The organism is Streptomyces sp. NBC_01446, assembly GCF_026340095.1.
Lineage (GTDB): Bacteria > Actinomycetota > Actinomycetes > Streptomycetales > Streptomycetaceae > Streptomyces > Streptomyces aureus.
In genome coordinates, this window is record NZ_JAPEPO010000001.1 from 4,441,445 (window position 1) to 4,463,849 (window position 22,405).

Annotated in this window: 23 protein-coding genes and 1 riboswitch; of the genes, 9 read left to right on the forward strand and 14 right to left on the reverse strand. The window is 71.4% G+C overall.

Translation table 11 applies throughout. The features are described 5' to 3' along the window. Nucleotides 1-22: 22 nt before the first annotated feature. The 3 genes from OG456_RS20030 to OG456_RS20040 all read right to left on the reverse strand — a co-directional run bounded on the left by OG456_RS20030 (nucleotide 23) and on the right by OG456_RS20040 (nucleotide 3,132). Nucleotides 23-955: a 1-phosphofructokinase family hexose kinase gene (locus OG456_RS20030; protein ID WP_266562884.1), complete on the reverse strand. Its 933-nt coding sequence runs from the start codon at nucleotides 953-955 to the stop codon at nucleotides 23-25. Nucleotides 956-1,039: 84 nt separating this feature from the next. Next, a complete protein-coding gene (gene nagA, locus OG456_RS20035; RefSeq protein WP_266562886.1) occupies nucleotides 1,040-2,185 on the reverse strand; it encodes an N-acetylglucosamine-6-phosphate deacetylase in 1,146 nt (381 codons plus the stop codon). Beyond that, nucleotides 2,185-3,132, reverse strand: a complete 948-nt coding sequence (locus OG456_RS20040; RefSeq protein WP_266562888.1) for an ROK family protein — start codon at nucleotides 3,130-3,132, stop codon at nucleotides 2,185-2,187. The genes nagA and OG456_RS20040 overlap by 1 nt, the downstream gene beginning before the upstream one ends. 220 nt (nucleotides 3,133-3,352) lie before the next feature. On the opposite strand from OG456_RS20040, the gene OG456_RS20045 reads away from it, so the two are divergent. The 3 genes from OG456_RS20045 (at nucleotide 3,353) to otsB (ending at nucleotide 5,875) form a co-directional block, all read left to right on the forward strand. Then, entirely contained in the window at nucleotides 3,353-4,603 is a 1,251-nt protein-coding gene (locus OG456_RS20045; protein ID WP_266562890.1) for an ABC transporter substrate-binding protein, read from the forward strand. A gap of 85 nt (nucleotides 4,604-4,688) precedes the next feature. After that, nucleotides 4,689-4,946 (forward strand): DUF3263 domain-containing protein, encoded by a 258-nt coding sequence (locus tag OG456_RS20050; RefSeq protein WP_266562892.1) that lies wholly within the window; start codon nucleotides 4,689-4,691, stop codon nucleotides 4,944-4,946. 47 nt (nucleotides 4,947-4,993) lie between these two features. After that, on the forward strand, nucleotides 4,994-5,875 hold the full coding sequence (otsB, locus tag OG456_RS20055; RefSeq protein ID WP_266562894.1) for a trehalose-phosphatase: 882 nt from the start codon (nucleotides 4,994-4,996) through the stop codon (nucleotides 5,873-5,875). On the opposite strand, the gene OG456_RS20060 is transcribed toward otsB, so the two are convergent. From OG456_RS20060 to OG456_RS20070, 3 genes are all read right to left on the reverse strand, one after another. After that, nucleotides 5,872-7,269, reverse strand: coding sequence for a trehalose-6-phosphate synthase (locus OG456_RS20060; RefSeq protein WP_266562896.1), 1,398 nt, complete (start codon nucleotides 7,267-7,269; stop codon nucleotides 5,872-5,874). The two genes, otsB and OG456_RS20060, sit on opposite strands and share 4 nt — an antisense overlap. Nucleotides 7,270-7,379: 110 nt before the next feature. Continuing rightward, complete coding sequence (locus OG456_RS20065; RefSeq protein ID WP_266562898.1) at nucleotides 7,380-9,086, reverse strand: hypothetical protein; 1,707 nt, start codon at nucleotides 9,084-9,086, stop codon at nucleotides 7,380-7,382. Between the two features lie 37 nt (nucleotides 9,087-9,123). Further along, a complete protein-coding gene (locus OG456_RS20070) occupies nucleotides 9,124-10,071 on the reverse strand; it encodes a glucosyl-3-phosphoglycerate synthase (protein ID WP_266562900.1) in 948 nt (315 codons plus the stop codon). Nucleotides 10,072-10,251: 180 nt separating this feature from the next. Next, a riboswitch (SAM riboswitch) is annotated at nucleotides 10,252-10,383 on the forward strand. A gap of 17 nt (nucleotides 10,384-10,400) precedes the next feature. Between OG456_RS20070 and thrC the strand changes: the two genes are divergently transcribed. The 4 genes from thrC (at nucleotide 10,401) to groL (ending at nucleotide 14,610) form a co-directional block, all read left to right on the forward strand. Then, entirely contained in the window at nucleotides 10,401-11,687 is a 1,287-nt protein-coding gene (thrC, locus tag OG456_RS20075; RefSeq protein ID WP_266562902.1) for a threonine synthase, read from the forward strand. A 47-nt stretch (nucleotides 11,688-11,734) separates the two neighbouring features. Next, nucleotides 11,735-12,010, forward strand: a complete 276-nt coding sequence (locus OG456_RS20080) for a MoaD/ThiS family protein (protein WP_266562904.1) — start codon at nucleotides 11,735-11,737, stop codon at nucleotides 12,008-12,010. Between the two features lie 451 nt (nucleotides 12,011-12,461). After that, nucleotides 12,462-12,665, forward strand: coding sequence for a cold-shock protein (locus tag OG456_RS20085; protein WP_005315736.1), 204 nt, complete (start codon nucleotides 12,462-12,464; stop codon nucleotides 12,663-12,665). Between the two features lie 319 nt (nucleotides 12,666-12,984). After that, nucleotides 12,985-14,610 (forward strand): chaperonin GroEL, encoded by a 1,626-nt coding sequence (gene groL, locus OG456_RS20090; protein WP_100595711.1) that lies wholly within the window; start codon nucleotides 12,985-12,987, stop codon nucleotides 14,608-14,610. A gap of 72 nt (nucleotides 14,611-14,682) precedes the next feature. On the opposite strand, the gene OG456_RS20095 is transcribed toward groL, so the two are convergent. The 4 genes from OG456_RS20095 to OG456_RS20110 form a co-directional block, all read right to left on the reverse strand. Further along, complete coding sequence (locus tag OG456_RS20095; RefSeq protein ID WP_266562911.1) at nucleotides 14,683-14,958, reverse strand: hypothetical protein; 276 nt, start codon at nucleotides 14,956-14,958, stop codon at nucleotides 14,683-14,685. A 137-nt stretch (nucleotides 14,959-15,095) separates the two neighbouring features. Beyond that, nucleotides 15,096-16,622, reverse strand: a complete 1,527-nt coding sequence (locus OG456_RS20100; RefSeq protein WP_266562913.1) for a PTS transporter subunit EIIC — start codon at nucleotides 16,620-16,622, stop codon at nucleotides 15,096-15,098. Between the two features lie 133 nt (nucleotides 16,623-16,755). Next, nucleotides 16,756-17,709 carry an N-acetylmuramic acid 6-phosphate etherase gene (murQ, locus tag OG456_RS20105; protein ID WP_266562915.1) on the reverse strand — a complete coding sequence of 318 codons (954 nt, stop codon included), beginning with the start codon at nucleotides 17,707-17,709 and terminating at the stop codon, nucleotides 16,756-16,758. Between the two features lie 62 nt (nucleotides 17,710-17,771). Then, nucleotides 17,772-18,692, reverse strand: a complete 921-nt coding sequence (locus OG456_RS20110; RefSeq protein ID WP_116512367.1) for a MurR/RpiR family transcriptional regulator — start codon at nucleotides 18,690-18,692, stop codon at nucleotides 17,772-17,774. A gap of 124 nt (nucleotides 18,693-18,816) precedes the next feature. Here OG456_RS20110 and OG456_RS20115 point away from each other — a divergent pair, with 124 nt between their 5' ends. Beyond that, nucleotides 18,817-19,185 carry a hypothetical protein gene (locus tag OG456_RS20115; protein WP_227295502.1) on the forward strand — a complete coding sequence of 123 codons (369 nt, stop codon included), beginning with the start codon at nucleotides 18,817-18,819 and terminating at the stop codon, nucleotides 19,183-19,185. Further along, a complete protein-coding gene (locus OG456_RS20120; RefSeq protein WP_266562920.1) occupies nucleotides 19,182-19,457 on the forward strand; it encodes a DUF4031 domain-containing protein in 276 nt (91 codons plus the stop codon). The genes OG456_RS20115 and OG456_RS20120 overlap by 4 nt, the downstream gene beginning before the upstream one ends. Here the strand turns inward: OG456_RS20120 and OG456_RS20125 are convergent. From OG456_RS20125 to OG456_RS20140, 4 genes are all read right to left on the reverse strand, one after another. Further along, on the reverse strand, nucleotides 19,405-20,640 hold the full coding sequence (locus OG456_RS20125) for a Cmx/CmrA family chloramphenicol efflux MFS transporter (protein WP_266569348.1): 1,236 nt from the start codon (nucleotides 20,638-20,640) through the stop codon (nucleotides 19,405-19,407). The two genes, OG456_RS20120 and OG456_RS20125, sit on opposite strands and share 53 nt — an antisense overlap. A gap of 97 nt (nucleotides 20,641-20,737) precedes the next feature. Further along, nucleotides 20,738-21,238: a GNAT family N-acetyltransferase gene (locus OG456_RS20130; protein WP_266562922.1), complete on the reverse strand. Its 501-nt coding sequence runs from the start codon at nucleotides 21,236-21,238 to the stop codon at nucleotides 20,738-20,740. Nucleotides 21,239-21,269: 31 nt separating this feature from the next. Beyond that, nucleotides 21,270-21,920 (reverse strand): hypothetical protein, encoded by a 651-nt coding sequence (locus OG456_RS20135; RefSeq protein ID WP_266562924.1) that lies wholly within the window; start codon nucleotides 21,918-21,920, stop codon nucleotides 21,270-21,272. Nucleotides 21,921-21,984: 64 nt separating this feature from the next. After that, the gene (locus OG456_RS20140; protein ID WP_266562926.1) at nucleotides 21,985-22,176 is read right to left on the reverse strand and encodes a hypothetical protein; all 192 of its coding nucleotides are present in this window, start codon (nucleotides 22,174-22,176) and stop codon (nucleotides 21,985-21,987) included. Nucleotides 22,177-22,405: the final 229 nt, after the last annotated feature.

Consider the following 22,405-nt stretch of genomic DNA (forward strand, 5'->3'; position numbering starts at 1 on the left):
CGACAGCGGCCTGGGGCGTGCCCTAGGCCGCTGTCGGCGTCTGTTGTGTCACCGCGACCCGGCCGAGCAGTTCCTCGTACGCCGCGCGGTCGAACTCCCCGGCCACCGGGGCCAGTACCGTCGCCGCGGACAGGGCGACCGCGCGGGCCAGGCGGTCCGGCCACGGCAGGTCTTCCACGTAGCCCGAGAGCAGGCCGGCGACCGCCGAGTCGCCGGCGCCCGTCGGGTTGCCCTTCACCCGGTCCGGGGCGGGGGCGCGCCAGCTGCCGTCCGGGGTGACCGCGAGGAGGCCCTCAGGGCCCAGTGAGGCGACCACGGAGTGCGCGCCGCGGCGGCGGGCGTCACGGGTGGCGCGCAGCGGCTCGTGGGAGCCGGTGAGCTCGGCGAGCTCGTCGGAGTTCGGCTTGATGATGTCGGGGCGGGCCGCGAGCCCCCGGCGCAGCGGTTCCCCGGACGAGTCGAGCAGGACGGGCACGGACGCGGCGCGGGCCGCGCGGACCAGCTGGGCGTACGCGCCGACGGGGACGCCCGGCGGGAGGCTGCCGCACAGGGCCACCGCGGACGCGGACGTGAGGAGCTCCTCGTAGGCCTCGGTGAACGCGGACCACTCGGAGGGGGAGACGAGCGGGCCCGGCTCGTTGAGCTGGGTCGTGTCGCCGGTCGTGGCGTCGACGACCGCGATGGTGCGGCGGGTGGCGCCCGAGACCGGGACGAGTGCGTCCCGGATGCCGGGGGAGTCCACGAGCTGTTCCCTGAGGGCGCGGCCCGTGCCGCCGCCGGCGAAGCCGGTGACGGTCACGTCGTGGCCGAGCGCGGCGAGCACGCGCGCGACGTTGAGGCCCTTGCCGCCGGGGCGTTCGGTGACCTTGGTGACGCGGTGCGACGCGTGCGGGTGCAGCGCCGGCACGTCGTAGGTGATGTCGAGCGCGGCGTTCAGTGTGACCGTGAGGATCACGAGACCCCAGCCCACCCCTCAGTTCGGAACTACCTTCAGTAACGCGGCCTGATCATGCCAAAGACCGGGCGGTAGGCCCAGACCTCACGCGAGCCGGGGTTCCACGATCCACCGGCCCTTGCGCATGACGCCCTTGAGCTCGAAGTCCTCGTCGAGGACCACGAGGTCGGCGTCCTTGCCGGGCTCCAGCGAGCCCACCCTGTCGTCCACGCCGAGGAGGCGGGCCGGGTTGGCGGAGATCGCGCGGACGACGTCCTCGACGGGCAGCTTGTCGATGGTGGCGGCGCGCTTGAACGCGCGGTCCAGGGTGAGCGTCGAGCCGGCGATCGAGTTGCCCTCGACGAGCCGCGCGACGCTGTCCTTCACCTCGACCTCCAGGGTGCCGAGCATGTAGCGGCCGTCGCCGAAGCCCGCCGCGTCCATGGCGTCGGTGATGAACGCGACGCGACCGCTGCCCACGTGATGGAACGCCAGCTCCAGGGCGGCCGGGTGCAGATGCGTGCCGTCGTTGATGAGTTCGACGGTGATCCGCTCGTCCTCCAGGAGCGCCGTGATGGGTCCCGGGGCGCGGTGTCCGACGGCCGGCATGGCGTTGTAGAGGTGCGTGGCGACGGTGGCGCCCGCGTCGATCGCCTCGACGGTCTGCTCGTACGTGGCGTCGGTGTGGCCGATCGCGGCGATCACGCCGTGCTCGGCGAGGAGGCGTACGGAGTCGATGCCGCCGGGGAGTTCGGGGGCGAGGGTGAGCATCTTGGCCCGGCCGCGCGCCGCGTCGAGCAGCTTGCGGACCTCGGCCGGGTCGGGGTCGCGCAGGAGCGTTTCGTCATGGGCGCCCTTGCGGCACGGGGAGATGAACGGGCCCTCGAAGTGGATGCCCGCGATCTCGCCCTGCTCGGCCAGCTCGGACAGCAGGCCCGCGCGCTGGGTGAGGAAGTCCGTCTCGCCGGTGACGAAGGACGCGACGACCGTCGTGGTGCCGTGCAGGCGGTGCGTGCGGACGCCCTTGAGGATGTCGTCGATCGATCCCGAGGTGAAGGAGGCCCCGCCGCCGCCGTGGTTGTGCATGTCGACGAAGCCGGGCACGACCCAGTGGCCGGTGAGATCGGTGGAGGGGGCGCCGGCCGGCGCGCTGCCGGCGATCCTCGCGCCGTCCACGATCACGCGTCCGTTCTCGACGACGCCGGCCGGCAGGACGACGCGGGCGCCGGAGAGAACATTCAGAGCGGCCATCAGGCGACTACCTCCGTGGAATCGGTGGACCGGGCGAGCAGGTCCCAGGCGAGCAGGCCCGCGCCCAGGCAGCCGGCGGTGTCCCCGAGGGCCGCCGGGACGATCGTGGGCAGCTTCTGGAACGTCACGCGTTCCTCGACGGCGGCCCGCAGTGGTGTGAACAAGGTTTCCCCCGCCTCGGCCAGACCGCCACCGATGATCAGGGTGCGCGGGTCCAGCAGAGTGAGCGCCGTGACGAGCCCGTCGGCGAGCGCCTCCACGGCCTCCAGCCAGACCTGCCGCGCCCTGGGGTCACCGGACTCGACGGCCTTGGCGCAGTCCGCGGCGTCCGCCTCCGGGTCGCCGGTGGCCTCGGCCCAGGCGAGCGAGACCGCCGAGGCGGACGCGTAGCGCTCCAGGCAGCCGCGCTGGCCGCAGCTGCAGTCCGTGCCGCCGGGGCGTACGACGATGTGGCCGATCTCGCCGGCCGAGCCGTGCGCGCCGGGTTCGATGCGGCCGGCGATGCCGATGGCGCCGGCGATGCCCGTGCCGAGCGGTACGAACAGGAAGCGGTCGGCGCCCTTGCCCGCGCCGAGCCGGCCCTCGCCGAGGCCGCCGGTGCGCACGTCGTGGCCGAGGGCGACGGGGATGCCGTCGAGCCGCTCGCTCAGCAGTCTGCGCATCGGCACGTCGCGCCAGCCGAGGTTCGACGCGTACAGGGCGATGCCGTGCTCGTCGTCGACGATGCCCGGCACCGCGACGCCGGCCGCGGCGGCCGGCTCCCCGAGGTGTTCCTCGCCGTACGCGCGCAGGTCGGCGGCGAAGCCGAGTATGGTCTCGACGACCGCGTCGGGCCCGCGCTCGCGGCCGGTGGCGCGCCGTGTCTGGTGGAGCAGGGTGCCGTCGGCCCCGACCAGCGCGGCCTTCATTCCGGTGCCGCCCACATCGAGGGCGATGACATGTCTCACGGGGACAGTCTCGCGCCTCAACCCGCGAGAGGTCTAGTCCACTTGCATGGATCTTGCGTCGATGTGTACGGATGGCGCGTTTCCGCTTTCCCGGCGAAGGCCCGTTGCGGGTGCGAAACCCGTGTGGTGTAGACCTTATGGCCGGGCCTCGTGAGCATTCCGGGCCCGAAATCCTGACGAGCGACATCAAGAGGGTGGGAAACCGGCTGTGCAGCGGCGCATGACAGGTCTGACGGCGGCGGTGGCCGCGCTCGGCATGGCGGCGACGCTGGCCGCCTGCGGGGGCCCGGGCTCCGAGGACGTGACCCTGAAGCTGGTGGCCGCCGACTACGGCGACTCCCCGGCGAACAGCTCCCAGAAGTACTGGGACAAGCTGTCCGCCGCCTTCGAGAAGAAGAACCCCGGCATCAAGGTCGACGTCAGCGTCTACTCCTGGAACGACGTCGACGCCAAGGTCAAGAAGATGGTCGCGGACGGCCACGCGCCCGACATGGCGCAGATCGGCGCGTACTCCGACTACGCCGCGAGCGGCAAGCTCTACAGCGCGAACGACCTGCTCTCCATCCCCGTGCAGTCCGACTTCCTGCCGCAGCTCGCCGACGCCGGCGAGGTCTCCCGCGTCCAGTACGGCATGCCCTTCGCGTCCTCCACGCGGCTGCTGTTCTACAACAAGACCCTCTTCGACAAGGCGGGCCTGACCCCGCCGCAGACCTGGGCCCAGCTCCAGGCCGACGCCAAGGCCCTCAAGGCGCGCGGCGTGAAGATCCCCTACGCGCTGCCGCTGGGCCCCGAAGAGGCGCAGGCCGAGACCATGATGTGGATGCTGAGCGGCGGCTCCGGTTACACCGACGACGTCGGCACCTACAGCCTCGACTCCCCGCAGAACGTCAAGACCTTCGAGTGGCTGAAGAACGACCTGGTCGGCCAAGGGCTCACCGGTCCGACGCCGCCCGCCAAGCTCGACCGCGCGCAGGCCTTCGCGGCCTTCACGCGCGGTGACGTCGGCATGCTCAACGGGCATCCGACGCTGATGCAGATGGCCGCCAGGAAGGGCGTGAAGTTCGGCACGGTGCCGATGCCCGGCATCAACGGCAGGGCCCGCTCGACCATGGGCGTCGCCGACTGGATGATGGCGTTCCGGCAGAACGGCCACAAGGACCAGGTCGGCAAGTTCCTCGACTTCGTCTACAGCGAGAAGAACGTCCTCGACTTCTCGCGCGAGTACGACCTCCTGCCGGTCACCAACTCCGCGTCGGACACGATGGCCGACGACAAGCGCGACCAGAAGCTCTGGAAGTTCCTCGGCGAGCTGCAGAACTCGGAGCTCTACCCCGTCGGCAAGACGTCCTGGGCCCAGGTCAGCGCCGGCGTCAAGCGCGAGATCGGCTCGACCGTCGGTCCCAACGGCAACCCGGGCGCCACCCTGGGCCGCCTTCAGCGCTCGGCCGACGCGGCGGAGAACGCGGAGTAGCGTCGCTGCCGTGAGCGAACCGCCGTACGCAGAGTCAGGGCCGGAGTCAGAGGCAGGGCCAGGACCAGAGCCAGGGCCCGAGCCCGTGCCCGTGCCCGAGTCCGCCGAGGAGACGTCCGGCGCCCTGTCCCCCCGTGAGCAGGGCGTCCTCGCCCTGGAGCGGCGCGGGTGGGCTTCGGCCGGGGCCAAGGAGCGCGCCGTGCGCGAGGAGCTGGGGCTCGCCCCGGTGCGCTACTACCAGCTGCTCAACGCGCTCCTCGACGACCCGAGGGCCCTCGCCCACGACCCGGTCACCGTCAACCGGCTGCGCCGGGTACGGGACGCGCGCCGCGAGGAACGCTGACCCGCACGCCAGGCGTACGGTCCGCCTCCCGCGGATAGGCTCGGCGCATGGGCAGCCCTCAGCAGCACGACCTGCCGTCGCCTGTGACCTCCGCCGGGCGTGACGGCCTCGACGCACTCCTCTCGGACCCCGCGCGGGCCGTGATCGCGCTCGACTTCGACGGCACGCTCGCGCCGATCGTGCCCGACCCCGAACAGGCCCGCGCCCACCCGGGCGCCGTCCGCGCGCTCGCCGCGCTGGCACCGCAGGTCGGCTCCGTCGCCGTGATCACCGGCCGACCCGCGGGCGTCGCCGTGCGCTACGGCGGCTTCGCGGGCATCCCGGGCCTCGAACACCTCGTGGTCCTCGGCCACTACGGCGCCGAGCGCTGGGACGCCGTCACCGGCACGGTCCACGCTCCCGCCCCGCACCCCGGCGTCGCGGCCGTCCGCGCCGAACTGCCCGGAGTCCTGGAGTCCGTGGGCGCCTGGCGCGGCACCTGGATCGAGGAGAAGGGCCGGGCCGTCGCCGTCCACACGCGCCGCGCGGCCGACCCGCAGGCGGCGTTCGAGGCGCTGCGCGCGCCTCTGTCCGACCTCGCGGCCCGGCACGGCCTGATCGTCGAGCCCGGCCGTCTCGTCCTCGAACTGCGGCCGCCCGGCATGGACAAGGGCGCCGCGCTCAGCGCCTACGTACGGGAAGTGGGCGCGACGTCGGTCCTCTACGGGGGCGATGACCTCGGCGACCTGCCCGCGTTCGCCGCCGTCGACGAGCTCCGCAAGGACGGGGTGCCGGGCCTGCTGGTGTGCAGCGGCAGCTCGGAGGTCACGGAGCTGGCGGAACGGGCCGACGTGGTGGTGGACGGGCCGGAGGGAGTGGTCGGGCTGCTGTGGGGTCTGGCCGACGCGATCAGCTCCCGGGCCCAGCCCCCCGGTCTCGGCCCGGTCTAACCCCGCAGCGCGTTGAGCTGGTCCAGGAACCACTGGGCGGGCGGCAGCGCGGTCGCCGCGGCCGTGAGCCGCTTCGTGCGCTCGGCGCGCTCCCCGTCGCCCATGAGCAGTGCGGTGTGCAGGGCTTCGGCCGTCGCCGACACGTCGTACGGGTTCACCACGAGCGCGTCGTCGCCCAGCTCCTCGTACGCGCCCGCCTCCCGCGACAGGACCAGCGCGCAGCCCTCGTCGGAGACGACCGGGACCTCCTTGGCGACGAGGTTCATGCCGTCCCTGATCGGGTTGACCAGGGCCACGTCGGCCAGCCGGTACGCGGCCAGGGAGCGGGCGAAGTCGTCCTTCACATGGAGCACGACAGGGGTCCAACTCTCCGTGCCGAAGCGGGAGTTGATCTCCCCGGCGACCCGGGACACCTCGTCGGTGTACTCCCGGTAGACCGCGAGGTCCTGCCGTGACGGGTACGCGAAGGCGACGTGCACCACCCGCTCGCGCCACTCGGGGTGTTCATCGAGGAGGAGGCCGAACGCGCGCAGGCCGCGCACGATGTTCTTCGACAGCTCCGTGCGGTCCACGCGGACGATCACCTTGCGGTCCGGGCCGCCGATCTGCTCCCGCAGCGCGGCGAGCCGCTCCTCGACGTCGGGGCGGCGCGAGCGCTCCCGCAGGAAGTCCGCGTCCGCGCCGAGGCCGTGCACCCCGATCTCCGTACCGAACGTGCCGCCCACCACGGCCTCGCAGCACGCCGTGAACGTGTCCGCCCAGCGCCGCGTCAGGAACCCGAGCCGGTCCGCGCCCAGCATCCCGCGCAGCAGCTGCCCGGCGATGTCGTCCGGCAGCATCCGGAAGTAGTCGACCGGCGCCCACGGGGTGTGCGAGAAGTGTCCGATGCGCAGGTCGTCGCGCAGCTCCCGCAGCATCCCCGGCACGAGCGCCAGGTGGTAGTCCTGCACGACGACCGCGGCGCCCGGCCCGGCCTCCGCGGCCAGCGCCTCGGCGAACGCCCGGTTGTAGGCCTCGTACGAGGCCCACCGCGCACGGAACTGTGGCCCGAAGACGGGCTCCAGGGGCGTCTGGTAGAGCATGTGGTGGACGAACCAGAGGACCGAGTTCGCGATGCCGTTGTACGCGTCTGCGTACACCTCGGGGTCGATGTCGAGCATCCGCACCCCCGGCTCTCCCACGCCACGCCGCACCGCCTCGCGGTCGCCTTCGCCGAGGGCCGCGCACACCCACACCGCGCTCGCGCCTTCCGGGTCCTGTCCGATGGCGGAGAGCCCGGAGACGAGCCCGCCGCCGCCGCGCCGCGCGTCGAGCGTCCCGTCGGCCCCGAGCTCGTACGAGACCGGACCGCGGTTGGACGCGACGAGGATCTGTGCACCCTGCGTGGAAGCCATACGGGCAAACGTAGCCCGGCCCGTAAACGCTCAAACGTACGGCCGGACTCCGTGGGAGCCCGGCCGTATACGATCCGCCGTTCGCCTGCCGCGACGGCTACCCGCGCGGGTCAGTCACGCCGGCTGCGCGCCGCCGCCACCGCGAGGACACCGAGCGCGCACAGGGCCGCCGCGAGACCGCCGTACAGGAGCGTGTCCGAGTCACCGGTGGCGGCCAGCTTGCTGCCGTGCGGCCGGTGCGACTCCCGAGGTGGGGCCGGGCGCGCCTGCTCCCGCCTGGCGGTGATGACCGAGGTGCACGGGTCGCCCCCGCCGGGCCGGGCCTTCGGGCAGTTGGTGCGCGGCACGCCGGCCGTCACGGTGACCACGGTGGCCTCTCCCGCCGTGCAGGACGCCTTCACGCGCTGTGTGATGACGACCTTGCCGTGGGCCGCGACGTCACCCTTCCAGACGTACACGGACCCCCGCTTCGTGACGCTCCCGGCGGAGGCGACCGGGGCCGAGCCCGCCGTCACGGGCCACTCGACGGCGGCGCCGGTGCGCTTCCTGGCCGAGAAGTCGGAGATCGTGACGGTGTTCCCGGTCTCCTGGCACGGCGGCACGGCAGGCCGCTGCGGCACGTTCGTGATGCGCAGGGCGGGCGGCGCCGGGGGCTGCGGCTTCTCGATCTCGGGGGCGGTCCCGCAGCCCGGGTCGGTGCTGCCGGCCGCGCAGTTGGAGCGCGGTGACTGCACCTCGATGCCGCTGGGCAGCTTCCCGTCGCCGCGCACCGGGTCGTGGATCTTCACCGAGTACGTCACGGTGGCGGTCTTCCCGGCGGGGATGTCACCGGAGTAGCCGATCCTCGGCGCGCTGTACGAGACATGGCCGAGGTCCGTCCGCACGTCGCCGTTGTACGCCGCGTCGTCGAGGTTGCCGGTCAGGTCGTCGCTGAACCTGGCGTTCGGGTAGTCGAGCGAGCTGATGTTCTTCGCCCTGACCGTGTACGTCAGGGTGTCGCCGGGGCCGACCGTCTTCGGGCTCGCCGTCTTGGTGACCTCCAGGTCGGGGACCGGGACGGACCGCGCGAGCGCGTTCGGGGCGCCGTACTTGTAGACGACGGTCATCGACCAGCCGGCCACGCAGCCCTTGCCGTCGGGCGCCCAGACGCCGCCGACCGCGACGGGGACGGGCGCGCCGGTGCCGGTGACACCGGCGAACATGCTCGTGACGTCGGCCTCGCCCGTGTAGTAGTGCGGGCCGTCGGTGGTCGCCGGGTCCTGGACCAGGTGCTCGGCGGAGACCTTCGCCGCCGCGCCGTCGTTCACGCCCAGCACGGGCACGGCGGCGAGCGGGGCGCCCGGCGAGGTCCGCACATCGGCGCCGGAGAGGTCGCACCGCGCGAGCTGCGCGCCGTTCGGGCCCTTGTACGTGCCGTCGTTGCCGCCGAAGAACAGGCGGGCGTACGCCACCTTCGCGCCCGGCGGGATCGTCACCCGGCCGGTGCTGGAGCCGTAACCGGCCGTCGTGCCGGCCGTGTTGACGCGCCGCATGACGAACGTGCCGTCGGCGCCGTCCCGGCCGCCGGCGGCGACCGCGCAGCGCGCCGCCAGGTCGGCAGGCGCGGCCGGGCAGCCCATGACCGTGTTGCCGATGGTCACGAAGCCGCCGTCCAGCGATTCGTCGTAGCGCTTGGGGAACGGCGCGACCACGTCCGCCGATGCGGGGGCCGCGGCGCCGAGCGCCGTCAGTGCGGTGACCGTGGCGACGAGCGCCCCGGCGGTGCGGGTCGCGGCTGCGCGCAGCCGTCGCCCACCCGAAACTTGTCTGAGCCACATAAAGGGCAATGTAGGCAAAACATACGATTGTCCCCGGCTACGCCACGCGGCGCTCCGCGTACTCGGTGATTTCGGTCATCGGGGGGCGTTCCTCCGTGTCCACGTCGTGCGTGCGCGGCTCGAATCCCTGTTCCCCGCGCTCGAACTGGGTGAGCACCGGACGTACGAGGTGCCCGCGCGCGAGCCGCAACTGCGCGGTGCGGTAGATCGCCGCGGCCATCCGCCCGAGCGCCTGCCCGTCCTGGTGCCGGTGCTTGCGCACCCCCACGTCGACCTGCCCGAGCGCGTCCAGGCCCACCGTGTGCAGCGCGTCGACGAGAAGACCGAGCTCAACTCCGTAACCGACGGGGAACGGCAGGCGCTCAAGGAGCGATCTGCGGGCCGCGTACTCGCCGCCGAGCGGCTGCACGAACCCCGCGAGCAGCGGCCAGTGCAGATTGAGGAGCGGGCGCGCCACCAGTTCCGTGACCCGGCCCCCCTGGCCCGCGGCGGAACCGAGCGGGCGGTCGTACATCGCCTTCACGAAGTCCACACCGGGATCCGTGAGCAGCGGGCCCACGATGCCCGAGACGAAGTCGGCGGAGAACTCCTTCAGGTCCGCGTCGACGAAGCAGACGATGTCGCCGCCCGTCACGAGCAGCGAGCGCCACAGCACCTCGCCCTTGCCGGGCACGGCCGGGATCCTCGGCAGGATCGCGTCCCGGTGCACGACGCGCGCCCCGGCGGCCCGCGCGACCTCGGCCGTACGGTCCGTCGAGCCCGAGTCGATCACCACCAGCTCGTCGACCAGCGGCACCCGCTCCGTCATCAGGGCGCGCCGGATCTCGGCGACGATCTCGCCGACCGTCTCCTCCTCGTTCAGCGCGGGCAGTACCACGCTCACCGAGGTGCCCGAGGCGCGCTTCGCGGCGATCAGCTGAGGGAGCGGGCGGTCCGACACCGACCAGGAACGCCTGCTCAGCCAGCGCTCTACTTCTTCCAGCACGGTGCGCGGCTCCTCACTGTCTGAACTGTCTGATCACGAACTGTGATCCATCTCGCGGTTCGGACGACTATCTCAAGCGTCCAGGCCTTCGGTTACAGTCTTGAACAACGCCGGTGACCATCGCATGTCGGGGTCGCCGCCGCGCTTGAGTGATCAAGTGCCAGCTCAACAACCGAATAGCGCTCATCCAGAGGGACAGAGGGATACGGCCCGTTGAAGTCCCGGCAACCCTCCCGCCGACCTTGTCGAGGTCCAGGTGGGGAAGGTGCCAATTCCGTCTCGTGGCGAGATGCGCCGCGAGGAAGATGAGGAGAAAGGGCCTCGCCATCATGGCTGCGCAGACTGTCGCCACCACCACTTCCGTCGATCTCGGACCCGCCTCGGCGCTTTCCTGCCGCGAGTGCGGCACCAGCTTCCCGCTCGGACCGATCTTCGCCTGTGCCGAGTGTTTCGGGCCGCTCGAAGTCTCCTACGACCTGCCGGTCGGCGACCCCGAGTCGCTGCGCAAGGAGATCGAGGCCGGACCCGCCAACATCTGGCGCTACGCCCCTCTCCTGCCCGTCCCGGCCGACGTCGCCGAGAAGCCGAACCTGAACCCTGGCTGGACCAAGCTCGTCAAGGCCGACAACCTCGCCCGTGAACTCGGCGTCGAGCAGGGCAAGCTGTTCGTCAAGGACGACTCCGGCAACCCCACGCACTCCTTCAAGGACCGCGTCGTCGCCCAGGCCATCGAGGCCGCCCGCGCCTTCGGCTTCACCACGCTGTCCTGCTCCTCCACCGGCAACCTCGCCGGCGCCGTCGGCGCCGCCGCGGCCCGCGCCGGCTTCCGCTCCTGCGTGTTCATCCCGCACGACCTGGAGCAGGGCAAGGTCGTCATGGCCGCGGTCTACGGCGGCGAACTCGTCGGCATCGAGGGCAACTACGACGACGTCAACCGCTTCTGCTCCGAGCTCATCGGCGACCCGCTCGGCGAGGGTTGGGGCTTCGTCAACGTCAACCTGCGCCCGTACTACGGCGAGGGCTCCAAGACGCTTGCGTTCGAGATCTGCGAGCAGCTCGGCTGGCGGCTCCCGGACCAGCTGGTCATCCCGATCGCGTCCGGCTCCCAGTTCACGAAGATCGACAAGGGCCTCCAGGAGCTGATCAAGCTCGGCCTCGTCGAGGACAAGCCGTACAAGCTCTTCGGCGCCCAGGCCGAGGGCTGCTCGCCGGTGTCCGTCGCCTACAAGGGTGGCCACGACGTCGTGCGGCCGCAGAAGCCGAACACGATCGCCAAGTCCCTGGCCATCGGCAACCCGGCCGACGGCCCGTACGTCCTCGACATCGCCCGCCGCACCGGCGGTGCCGTGGAGGACGTCAACGACGAGCAGGTCGTCGAGGCGATCAAGCTCCTGGCGCAGACCGAGGGCATCTTCGCGGAGACCGCGGGCGGTGTGACGGTCGGCGTGACGAAGAAGCTGATCGAGGCCGGCCTGATCGACCCGACGCTCACCACCGTCGTCCTCAACACCGGCGACGGCCTCAAGACCCTCGACGCGGTCGCTGAGACGTCCCAGGCGACCGCCACCATCCGCCCGAGCCTGGACGCGTTCCGCGACGCGGGCCTCGCCCACTGAAGACCCGCGCACTCCCGCGACACCCGCACGGAAAGGCTGCAGTCCCCATGAGCGTCAACGTCCGCATCCCCACCATCCTGCGCACCTACACCGGCGGCAGGGCCGAGGTCGCCGCCGAGGGCGCGACCCTCTCCGAGGTCATCGCCGACCTGGAGAAGAACCACACGGGCATCGCGGCCCGCGTCCTGGACGACCAGGGCAAGCTGCGCCGCTTCGTGAACGTGTACGTCAACGACGACGACGTGCGCTTCGAGCAGGGCCTGGAGACGGCGACGCCGGCAGGCGCGGGCGTCTCGATCATCCCGGCCGTCGCCGGAGGCTGACCGTCGGGCCCATTGCCGGCGACTGATCGCCCGGCCTTGCAAGGCCACACAGAGTCACCTGAATTGCCCCCTCCGCGAGAGAAACGGAGGGGGCAATTCTGCATGGTTGAGCGCGGTAGAGTTGGGAAGCGAGCTTCGCGCCTGTGCCGAGCGCATATACGAAGTCGGCCGCCGTCCGACAAGAAGCAGCCAAAGTGCCCAGCCCTTATCGGGTGTTCGCGGCATTTGTCGGGCCCGAGTTGCCCCGGATTCCAATGACTCCGCCGCTTATTACCGCTCTGCCGTGCCCAGAATTCTCGCCCGATTGCCCTGTTGCAGACGGCAGTTGGGCAGATACATTCAGCCGCGGTCGACGCGTTCCGGCGCACACCTCCAACCAATGGGGCGTGAGGTCTGACCCGGGTCCGCGAAGTGCGGGCCTGTGCAAGGGCCAGTAATAGGGGAGTTAGTCATGGCTCAGGGCACCGTCAAGTGGTTCAACGCGGAGAAGGGGTACGGCTTCATCGCGGTCGACGGTGGTGCGGATGTATTCGTCCACTACAGCGCCATCCAGATGGACGGATACCGCACCCTTGAAGAGGGTCAGCGAGTCGAATTCGAGATCTCGCAGGGCCAGAAGGGTCCGCAGGCGGACATGGTCAAGCTCGCCGTCTGATCTCGGCGCGATCGGCCACCGACACACTCACGCCGAGAGGCCCGTACCCCGCGAGGGGTGCGGGCCTCTCGTGCGTGTGCGCGCGGCCCGGGCACACCGCTCGCGGGGACCGCGCGTCTGCCGGAGGCGCTTGCACTCTCCTAGGTCGAGTGCTAATCATTGCGTTAGCACTCTGAAGGTGAGAGTGACAGAACTTGGATCGGGTCGGTGAGGCTCGCAGGCCGGGTGGGGCAAGGAACCACACGGCACGCAGGCCGTCCGTCGCGGGCACCAGCACGGTCCGTTTGCGTTTCCACCCCGTCCGGGAGGACCACTTCACATGGCCAAGATCATCGCGTTCGACGAGGAGGCACGGCGCGGCCTCGAGCGCGGCATGAACCAGCTCGCCGACGCCGTCAAGGTGACCCTGGGCCCCAAGGGTCGCAACGTCGTCCTCGAGAAGAAGTGGGGCGCCCCCACGATCACCAACGATGGTGTGTCCATCGCCAAGGAGATCGAGCTCGAGGACCCGTACGAGAAGATCGGCGCCGAGCTGGTCAAGGAGGTCGCGAAGAAGACGGACGACGTCGCCGGTGACGGCACGACGACCGCGACCGTCCTCGCCCAGGCGCTCGTCAAGGAAGGCCTGCGCAACGTCGCGGCCGGCGCCAACCCGATGGCCCTCAAGCGCGGCATCGAGAAGGCCGTCGAGGCCGTCTCCGCCGCCCTGCTCGAGCAGGCCAAGGATGTCGAGACCAAGGAGCAGATCGCTTCCACGGCCTCCATCTCCGCCGCCGACACCCAGATCGGCGAGCTCATCGCCGAGGCGATGGACAAGGTCGGCAAGGAAGGCGTCATCACCGTCGAGGAGTCGCAGACCTTCGGTCTCGAGCTTGAGCTCACCGAGGGCATGCGCTTCGACAAGGGCTACATCTCGGCGTACTTCGCCACCGACATGGAGCGTATGGAGTCGTCGCTCGACGACCCGTACATCCTGATCGTCAACTCGAAGATCGGCAACGTGAAGGACCTCCTTCCGCTGCTCGAGAAGGTCATGCAGTCCGGCAAGCCGCTGCTGATCATCGCCGAGGACGTCGAGGGCGAGGCCCTGTCGACCCTGGTCGTCAACAAGATCCGTGGCACCTTCAAGTCCGTCGCCGTCAAGGCCCCGGGCTTCGGTGACCGCCGCAAGGCCATGCTCGGCGACATCGCCATCCTCACCGGTGGCACCGTCATCTCCGAGGAGGTCGGCCTCAAGCTGGAGAACGCCGGTCTCGACCTGCTCGGCCGCGCCCGCAAGGTCGTCATCACCAAGGACGAGACGACGATCGTCGACGGCGCCGGTGACAGCGACCAGGTCCAGGGCCGCGTCAACCAGATCCGTGCCGAGATCGAGAACTCGGACAGCGACTACGACCGCGAGAAGCTGCAGGAGCGCCTGGCGAAGCTCGCCGGCGGTGTTGCGGTCATCAAGGCCGGTGCCGCGACCGAGGTCGAGCTCAAGGAGCGCAAGCACCGCATCGAGGACGCCGTTCGCAACGCGAAGGCGGCCGTCGAGGAGGGCATCGTCGCCGGTGGTGGCGTGGCCCTGCTCCAGGCCTCCGCGGTCTTCGAGAAGCTCGAGCTCGACGGTGACGAGGCGACCGGCGCCAACGCCGTGAAGCTCGCGCTGGAGGCCCCGCTCAAGCAGATCGCCGTCAACGGTGGTCTCGAGGGTGGCGTCGTCGTGGAGAAGGTCCGCAACCTTCCCATCGGCCACGGCCTGAACGCCGCGACCGGCGAGTACGTCGACATGATCGCCGAGGGCATCCTCGACCCGGCGAAGGTCACGCGTTCCGCGCTGCAGAACGCCGCGTCCATCGCCGCGCTGTTCCTCACCACCGAGGCCGTCATCGCCGACAAGCCGGAGAAGGCCGCCGCGGGCGGCGCTCCGGGCGGCATGCCGGGCGGTGACATGGACTTCTGATCCTGATGGATCGGTAAGTACATCTCTGTCGGCCCCCGGGACCACTTGGTCCCGGGGGCCGACGGCGTGTTGTCAGACCGCCTGCTCCTCGTAGGTGCGCCACGCGTCGCGCCCGGCCTGCGCCGCGGTCTGCGCCTGATGGAGCGTCCGGGAGGCGAGCTCGCCGGGTGACACCTCCCAGCTGCCGGTCCAGGACCGGCCCGCGCGGACCAGTTCGAAGACGAGCAGGCCGACACCGGCCGCGGAGACCAGCATCCCGGCGCCGGTCAGCGCGGCACCGGTGGTCAGCCGCCTCTGGTCGGGACGGAACTCGGTCCAGGAAATCTTCGAGAACGTGCTCTCAGCCATGACTTCAGAATGCGGGACGGCTCGCGCGGGCGCATGTGGAGCGCCGGGCGCCGTCAAGGCGGCCTAGTCGTGCGGTGGGAATCGACGAGGGCCACGCCGGTACGTGACCGGGTGGCCCTCAGTGGTGGATGCCGGGGTCAGGCCGAGGCCGTCACCTTGGACGGTGCCGGCTCGCCCGGGGCGAGAGGCTCGGGCGAGCCGCCCGCGGCTGCTTCCCGGGTGTCCACGTTCAGATCCACCAGCATCTGCTTGCTGAAGCCGAAGAAGTACGTCGCCACGAAGCCCACGATGTAGCCGACCAGCAGGCCCGCGCCGTAGATCGCGACCGTCGTGCCGAGGCCCTTGTTGCCGTCGAGGAGGGGGAACAGGGCCCAGCCCGAGGGGCCGATCGCCGTGGAACCGACCTTGTCGCCGATCATCGAGAAGAAGCCGACGAACGCGCCGCCCGCCGCGCCGCCCACGCACGCCGTGATGAAGGGGCGGCCGAGCGGGAGCGAGACGCCGTAGATCAGGGGTTCGCCGACGCCGAGGAAGCCTGCGGGGAGCGCGGACTTGATCGTCGTACGGATCGACTTGTTGTGCTTGAGGCGCTTGAACACCGCGATCGCACAGCCGACCTGGCCCGCGCCCGCCATCGCCAGGACGGGAAGCAGGACGGTGTAGCCCTGCTGCTCGATGAGCGTGGTGTGGATGGGGATGAGGGCCTGGTGCAGGCCCAGCATGACCAGGGGGAGGAACAGGCCGCCGAGGACCAGGCCCGCGAAGGCGCCCGTGTTGTCGAGGAGCCAGTTCGCCGCGGTGCCGATGCCCGTGGAGATCTCACCCGCCACGAACATCAGGCCGAAGATCGTGACCAGGCCGGAGACCAGGACCGTGAGGGTGGGCGTGACCAGCACGTCCACCGCCTCCGGGACCCACTTCCTGCACCACTTCTCGATGTACGTCGCGAGGACCGCGGCGCCCAGCGCGCCCAGCACGCCGCCCTGGCCGGGCGACAGCTTCTGGCCGAACGCCTCGATGTTCGCGACGCCCGCGTACACGATGATCGCCGCGACCGCGCCGCCCAGGATCGGCGTACCGCCGAACTCCTTCGCCGTGTTGTGGCCGACGAACACGGCGATCAGCGCCATGAAGCCGGAGGCGATGGCGGCCAGGGCGGGGGTGACGCCCGGCAGCCAGTGCAGGTTGATCAGCAGGCCGTTGATGCCGGCGATGATGCCGCAGCCGATCAGTGCCGGGATCAGCGGCACGAAGATGTTCGCGATCCGGCGCAGGAACAGCTTGAACGGCGTCGCGTTCTTCGCCTTGCGGGCCGCCCTCAACTCGGCGCCCTGGGCGGCGAGTTCGTCCGCGGTGACCGCGTGCGGCTCGGGGGCGGCGGCAGGGGCGGCGGGTGCGGCGGCCTTCCCCTCCTCGACCAGGGTCTCGAACTCCGGGGTGACCCGGGCGACCTTTCCCGGTCCGAGGACGATCTGGTACGTCTCGTCGTCGACCACGCCCATGACGTCGGGGAGCGCCTTCAGCGCGTCCTCGTCGACGAGCGCGCGGTCGGCCAGACCGAGACGGAGCCGGGTCATGCAGTGGGCTACGGACGTGATGTTCGATGCGCCGCCGACGAGAGGAAGGATCGCGGCGGCCGTGGCGCGGTTCTTTGAGTCAGCCATGGGTCGTGGTGCCTTGCTGTGCGTGGTGCGTGGGGGGGTGGAGCAATACGGGACTGCGGGACTGCGGGACTGCGGGACTGCGGGACTGCGGGACTGCGGGACTGCGGGACTGCGGGACTGCGGGACTGCTGGACTACGCGGTCGTGGCCGAGGACTGGAGCGCGGCGCGCAGATGGCCCTTGCTGTCGGTCAGGAGGCGGGCGGCCGTCGGGCCGTCGACCGAGGCGAGGATCACGAGGATGGCGTTCTTCACCTCCCCGTCCGTCGCGGCGAGTGCGGCCTCGATGTCGGCGTCGTCCGCGCCGGTGGCCAGGGCGACGATCCGGCGGGAGCGGGCGCGCAGCTTCTCGTTCGAGGCGCGTACGTCCACCATCAGGTTCCCGTACGTCTTGCCGAGCCGGATCATGGTGATCGTCGACAGCATGTTGAGGACGAGCTTCTGGGCCGTGCCCGCCTTCAGCCGGGTGGAACCGGTGAGGAGCTCGGGGCCGACGACGACCTCGATGCCGTGGTCCGCGGCCGCCGCGAGCGCGCTGTCCGCGTTGCAGGACAGGCCGATCGTGAGGGCGCCCCGGTCGCGCGCGTGCTCGACGGCGCCGATCGCGTACGGGGTGCGGCCCGAGGCCGAGATGCCGACCACGACGTCGTCCGCCGTCAGACCCAGTGCGTCCAGGTCCTGGGCCGCGAGCTCCTTGGAGTCCTCGGCGCCCTCGACCGCCTTGATCATGGCGCTCGGGCCGCCCGCGATCAGACCGACGACCTCGCTCGGGTCGGTGTTGAACGTGGGCGGGCACTCGGACGCGTCCAGGACGCCGAGCCGGCCGGCCGTGCCCGCGCCCGCGTAGACGAGGCGGCCGCCGCGGGCCATCCGCTCGGCCGTGCCGTCGATCGCGGCGGCGATCTGCGGGAGCTGCTCGGCGACGGCGGTGGGGACGCTCGCGTCCTCCCCGTTCATGATCTGCGCGATCTCCAGCGTCGACAGCTGGTCGATCTCGGAGAGCTCCGGGCGGAACGCCTCCGTGGTGAGCGTGGCGAGCTGGGCGCGCAGTTCGCTGTAGTTGTCGGCGGCGTCGGTCGTGGAGGTCATGACGTGTGCGGCTCTTTCCGGTGCGGCGATGAGGTCGGAGGGAGAAGGCGGGCGCGCGTCGCCTAGCGGGAGCCGCGCGGCGTGTGACGGTGCGCGAGCGCCTCGTACGACGCCGACAGGGCGGGGGCCGCCGTCTCGTACGTACGCTGCGCGACGCCCACGAACAGGCAGTCCACGACGAGCAGCTGGCTCGTGCGGGACGACATCGCGGCCGGCCGCAGCTCGCTCTCGCGCGCCGTGGACGTGGTCAATATGTGGTCCGCGTACTGCGAGACCGGGCCGTCGGGGCGGCCCGTGATCGCGATTGTGGCGGCCCCGTGCTCGAAGGCGACGCGCAGCGGTTCGATCACGTCACCGGTCGATCCGGAGTGCGTGATGGCGATGGCGACGTCCTTGGCGCGCAGCTGCACGGCGTTGGTGATCGCCAGGTGCGGGTCGCCGTGGGCGTGGGCGATCAGTCCGATGCGCAGGAGCTTCTGGGCGAGGTCCTGGCCGACGAGGCTGGACGCGCCGATGCCGTAGATGTCGATGCGGCGGGCGCCCGCCAGCGCGTTCACGGCCGCGCCGAGCTGCACGGTGTCGAGGCCGGCCGCGGTGTCGGCGAGGGTCTGCTGCTCGTCGTACGCGAGCTTCGCGACGACGTCGGCGATGGGGTCGTCGACGGCTATGTCCGCGGTGACGGCGGGGGCGCGGCCCGACTGCTGCTGGGCGGCGAGCCCGGCGAGGGCGAGACGCAGGTCCCGGTATCCGGGGTAGCCGAGGAGGCGGGCGGTACGGACCACCGTCGCCTCGCTGGTGCCGGTGAGCTCCGCCAGGCCGGTGACCGTGAGGGCCGCGCAGCCGGCCGGGTCTCCGGCGACGGCTTCGGCGACCCGCTGCATGGAGCGGGTCATCGACGGCGCGAGGGTCCGCACCTTGGCCGCGAGGGCGGCCGGGGCGGGCGGAGCGTCGCCTGCGAAAATTTCCTTCACGTTGCTGGTCACATTTGAAAGATATTTTCAGGGGGGTAAGACGTCAAGAGTCCTTCGACTGTGCCGTACGGCACGTCACTCCGGGTCCATCGGACGTTCTGAGGGGCCCGTACGCCGAGGGAGCACAATGGGCTGCATGGACCACATCAGCCCCCTCGAACAGGCACTGCACGCGGCCCGCGCCCTCGTACTCGCCGACCTCGGCTCCGGCGAGGTCGCCCACGCCGACGTCGTCTCCCTGGTCGAGGACTCCATAGTGCACCGTCGCTGGTGGGTCGAGCAGTGGCCGGAGGGGGTCGACTACGTCGCCGGGCTCGTCGCGCAGGACGTCCAGGACGGACTCCTCGAACGCTCCGGCCGCTGGCCCCTGTGCCCGGTGTGCGGCTCCGGCGAACCCCACGCCCTCGATGTGGAACCGGAGTTGGGCCCCGACCCGCACTGGGTGTGCAGCGAGGCGGGCGTGGTCGTGGCGCCCGTGGGGTCCCTCGGTACCGTCGCGCGATGACCGTCTACATCGATCCGCCGACCTGGCCCGGCCACGGGCGCATGTGGTCCCACGTGGTCAGCGACGTCTCCTTCGACGAGCTGCATCTCTTCGCCGAGCGGCTCGGCGTCCCGCCCCGTGCCTTCGAGCGCGACCACTACGACCTGCCGTCGCACCGCTACGAGGACGCGGTGCGGGCCGGGGCGGTGAAGGTCGGCTCGAAGGAGCTGGTGCGCAGGCTCACCGAGGCGGGGCTACGGAGGCCGAAGGGGCGTCCCGCGGCGGGGAGTTGAGGTCCATGGGGCCGGACGACGCCACGAGCTTCGTGGCCGATCCGCGGTGCAGGCGCAGCGACACCGCCGTCGCGCCGATCGCCGTCGCCGTCATCGCCGCGCCCGCCCACGCCGTCGCCGGGTAGCCGAGCCCCGCGTCGATCACCGTGCCGCCGAGCCACGGCCCGCCCGTGTTGCCCAGGTTGAACGCCGCCGTCGTCGTCGCCCCGGCGAGCGTGGGGGCCGCGCCCGCCACGTTGAACATGCGGGCGTTCAGGGCCGGTGCCGTGTAGAACGCCGAGAAGCCCAGCAGGAACGACAGCACCACCGCCGCCACCGCGAACCCGCCGAGCAGCGCCAGTGCCACCAGGAACACCGTGGACGCCGCGATCCCGCTCAGCAGCACTCCGAAGAGATGCGCGTCGGCGACCCGGCCCCCGACCGTCGTGCCGACCAGCGCGCCGACACCGAAGAGCGCGAGGACCGTCGGGACCCAGCCCTCGTCCAGGCCCGCCACATCCGTGAGCAGCGGCGACAGATAGCTGAACGCGCAGAACACGCCGCCCGCGGCCAGTGCCGTCACCGTGATCGACAGCCAGACCTGGCTGTCCCGGTAGATCGCCAGCTCGCGCCGCGGCCGCGGCCTCTGCGCCGGGAGCGGGATCCGCGGGATCAGCGCCACCACCCCCACGAGCGCGATCGCCGATGCCACGCCCACCGCCCAGAACGCCGCCCGCCAGCCCAGACCGTCACCGAGGAACGCGCCCGCCGGGACGCCCAGCACGTTGGCGATCGACAGGCCGCCGATCATCACCGCCATGGCCCGCGCCCGCTGTGTCACCGGCACCATCGCGATGGCCACCGCCGCGCCCACGGCCCAGAACCCGGCGCAGGCGAGCGCGCTCACGATCCGCGACGCGAACAGGACCGCGTACGTCGGCGCCAGCGCGCCCGCGACCTGGCCCAGGCCGAACACCGAGATCAGCGCGATGAGCGTGGTGCGGCGCGGCAGGCGCAGCGTCGCCACGGCGAGCAGCGGCGCGCCCACCACCATGCCGATCGCGAACGCCGATATCAGCAGGCCCGCCTGCGGGATCGTGACGTCCATGTCGTCGGCGATCGCGGGCAGGATGCCGGACAGCATGAACTCGGACGTGCCCAGGGCGAACACCGCGAGGCCCAGGATGTAGACGGCCGACGGCATACCGGCGGGGCCGCCCGCGGGGGTGTCTTCGGCGGTGTCCTCGGGGGCTTTTCGAGCGGAGTCAGGCATGACGTGACACAACGCGACGCAGCGTTGCTCAAATTCCCAACAGTTCGTAGGCGCAGAGGTCCGTCGTCGTCGAAATCCGCACGAAACCGGCGCGCTCGAGTACCCGTTGCGACAGCCCGTTGTCCAGGTCCGTGTTCGCCGTCACCGCTGTGACGCCCGGCTGCGCCAGCGCCCACGCGACTATCGCGGTCACCGCCTCCGTCGCGTAGCCCTGGCCGCGCGCTCCCTCCGTCACGTCGTAACCGATCTCCACGCGGCCCTCCTCGTCCGGCGCGCTGTGGAAGCCGATCCCGCCCAGCGCGCGTCCGTCCTCGGCCCGCACGATCGCGTACGTTCCCCAGCCCTCGCGGTACGTGCCCGCCGCGTGCGCCTTCACCGTGATCCCCGAGCCGGTCCGGGTGCCGTCCGGTGCGTCGCCGTCCAGCCAGGCGAAGCCGCCCGACCCGCTGTCCGCGTTCAGGTCCCTGGCCGACTCCAGGGACAGCTCGTGCAGGCGTACGCGCGCGGCCGTGATGGTGAGGAGTGTCATGGGCCGAGGATGCGACAGCGGCGCGCGCCGATCAACCGGTTTGCGGAGTCAGCAGGGCCAGCTCGGCCGTGAGGTTCTCGCGGGCCCGCTCCTCCCAGTGCGCCGCGCCGTACGGGGTGCGGAACAGGCGGGGCAGGGCGAGGAGTTGGCGCAGGACCGCGGCGCGGCCCTCGCGGAACGGCTCGTCCGGTACGAAGCCGTACTCCTCCCGGACCGCCGCCGCGTAGGCCGCGTACGCGCCCGGGGACGCCGCCAGGATCGCCAGGTCCGCGTCGCACAGGACCGCGCCGTTGTGGTCGTCCTCGTCCGGGTCGTGCGTCACCGTGAGCATGACCAGGCGGCTCACCTCGTCGATCTGCCGCTCCGTCAGGCCCGCTTCCGCCAGGGCCCGTTCCGCGAGGCGCGCCGAGCGCTCCTCGTTCGTCGAGCGCTCGGGGAGATACACCGCGTCGTGGAACCAGGCCGCGAGGCGGACCAGCGCCGGGTCGTCGGCGTGGTCCTCCAGTACGTCGATGTGGTCCAGGACCGCCTTGAGGTGCGCCGTCGTGTGGTAGCGGCGCTGTGGCTCCGCCCAGCGGGCCAGGAGGTTGTCCGCGTAGGCCTCCGGGGTCGTCGGGGTGGCTGTCGTGGGCTGCGCCGTGGCGAGTGTGTCCGCCCAGGCTTTCCTCAGGTCGTCCCGCATGCGGCGACCCTAGACCCTGTCGGCGGGCCCTGTCGGCGGGCCCTGTCGGCGGGGCCCGCTCGCTCTAGTCCGGGGGTGGCTCGTACGCGGATGTTCGCTTCTGGACGCCGGCCTCCTCGTCGTACTCGCCCAGAAGGATCACGCCGAGCGCCGTGGTCACGATGACCTTGGCCGCGCGCAGGACGTTTCCGAGGCGGTGGGGGTGGTGGGTCTCCGTGGCTGCGGTGGCACCGTGGGTGAAGGTCATGGCTGTCATGCCACCATGGTGGAATACGGGCATTCCGTGCACATCGGTCCGGAGGTGTAGGTTGCGGCGGCCGGGTGCGTCCTGGGGGTGACTCCGCCCCCTAGGGCCCGGCTCTCCATGGCTCCCAGGGGAAATAAATGTGTTGGTCGTGTGCCGGGGCGGGAGTAAGGTGGTCCGCCTTGCCCGCCTCCCTCCGTGGAGCGCCGCCGCCCGGACGGAAACCGGCCGGCTGCCGTGT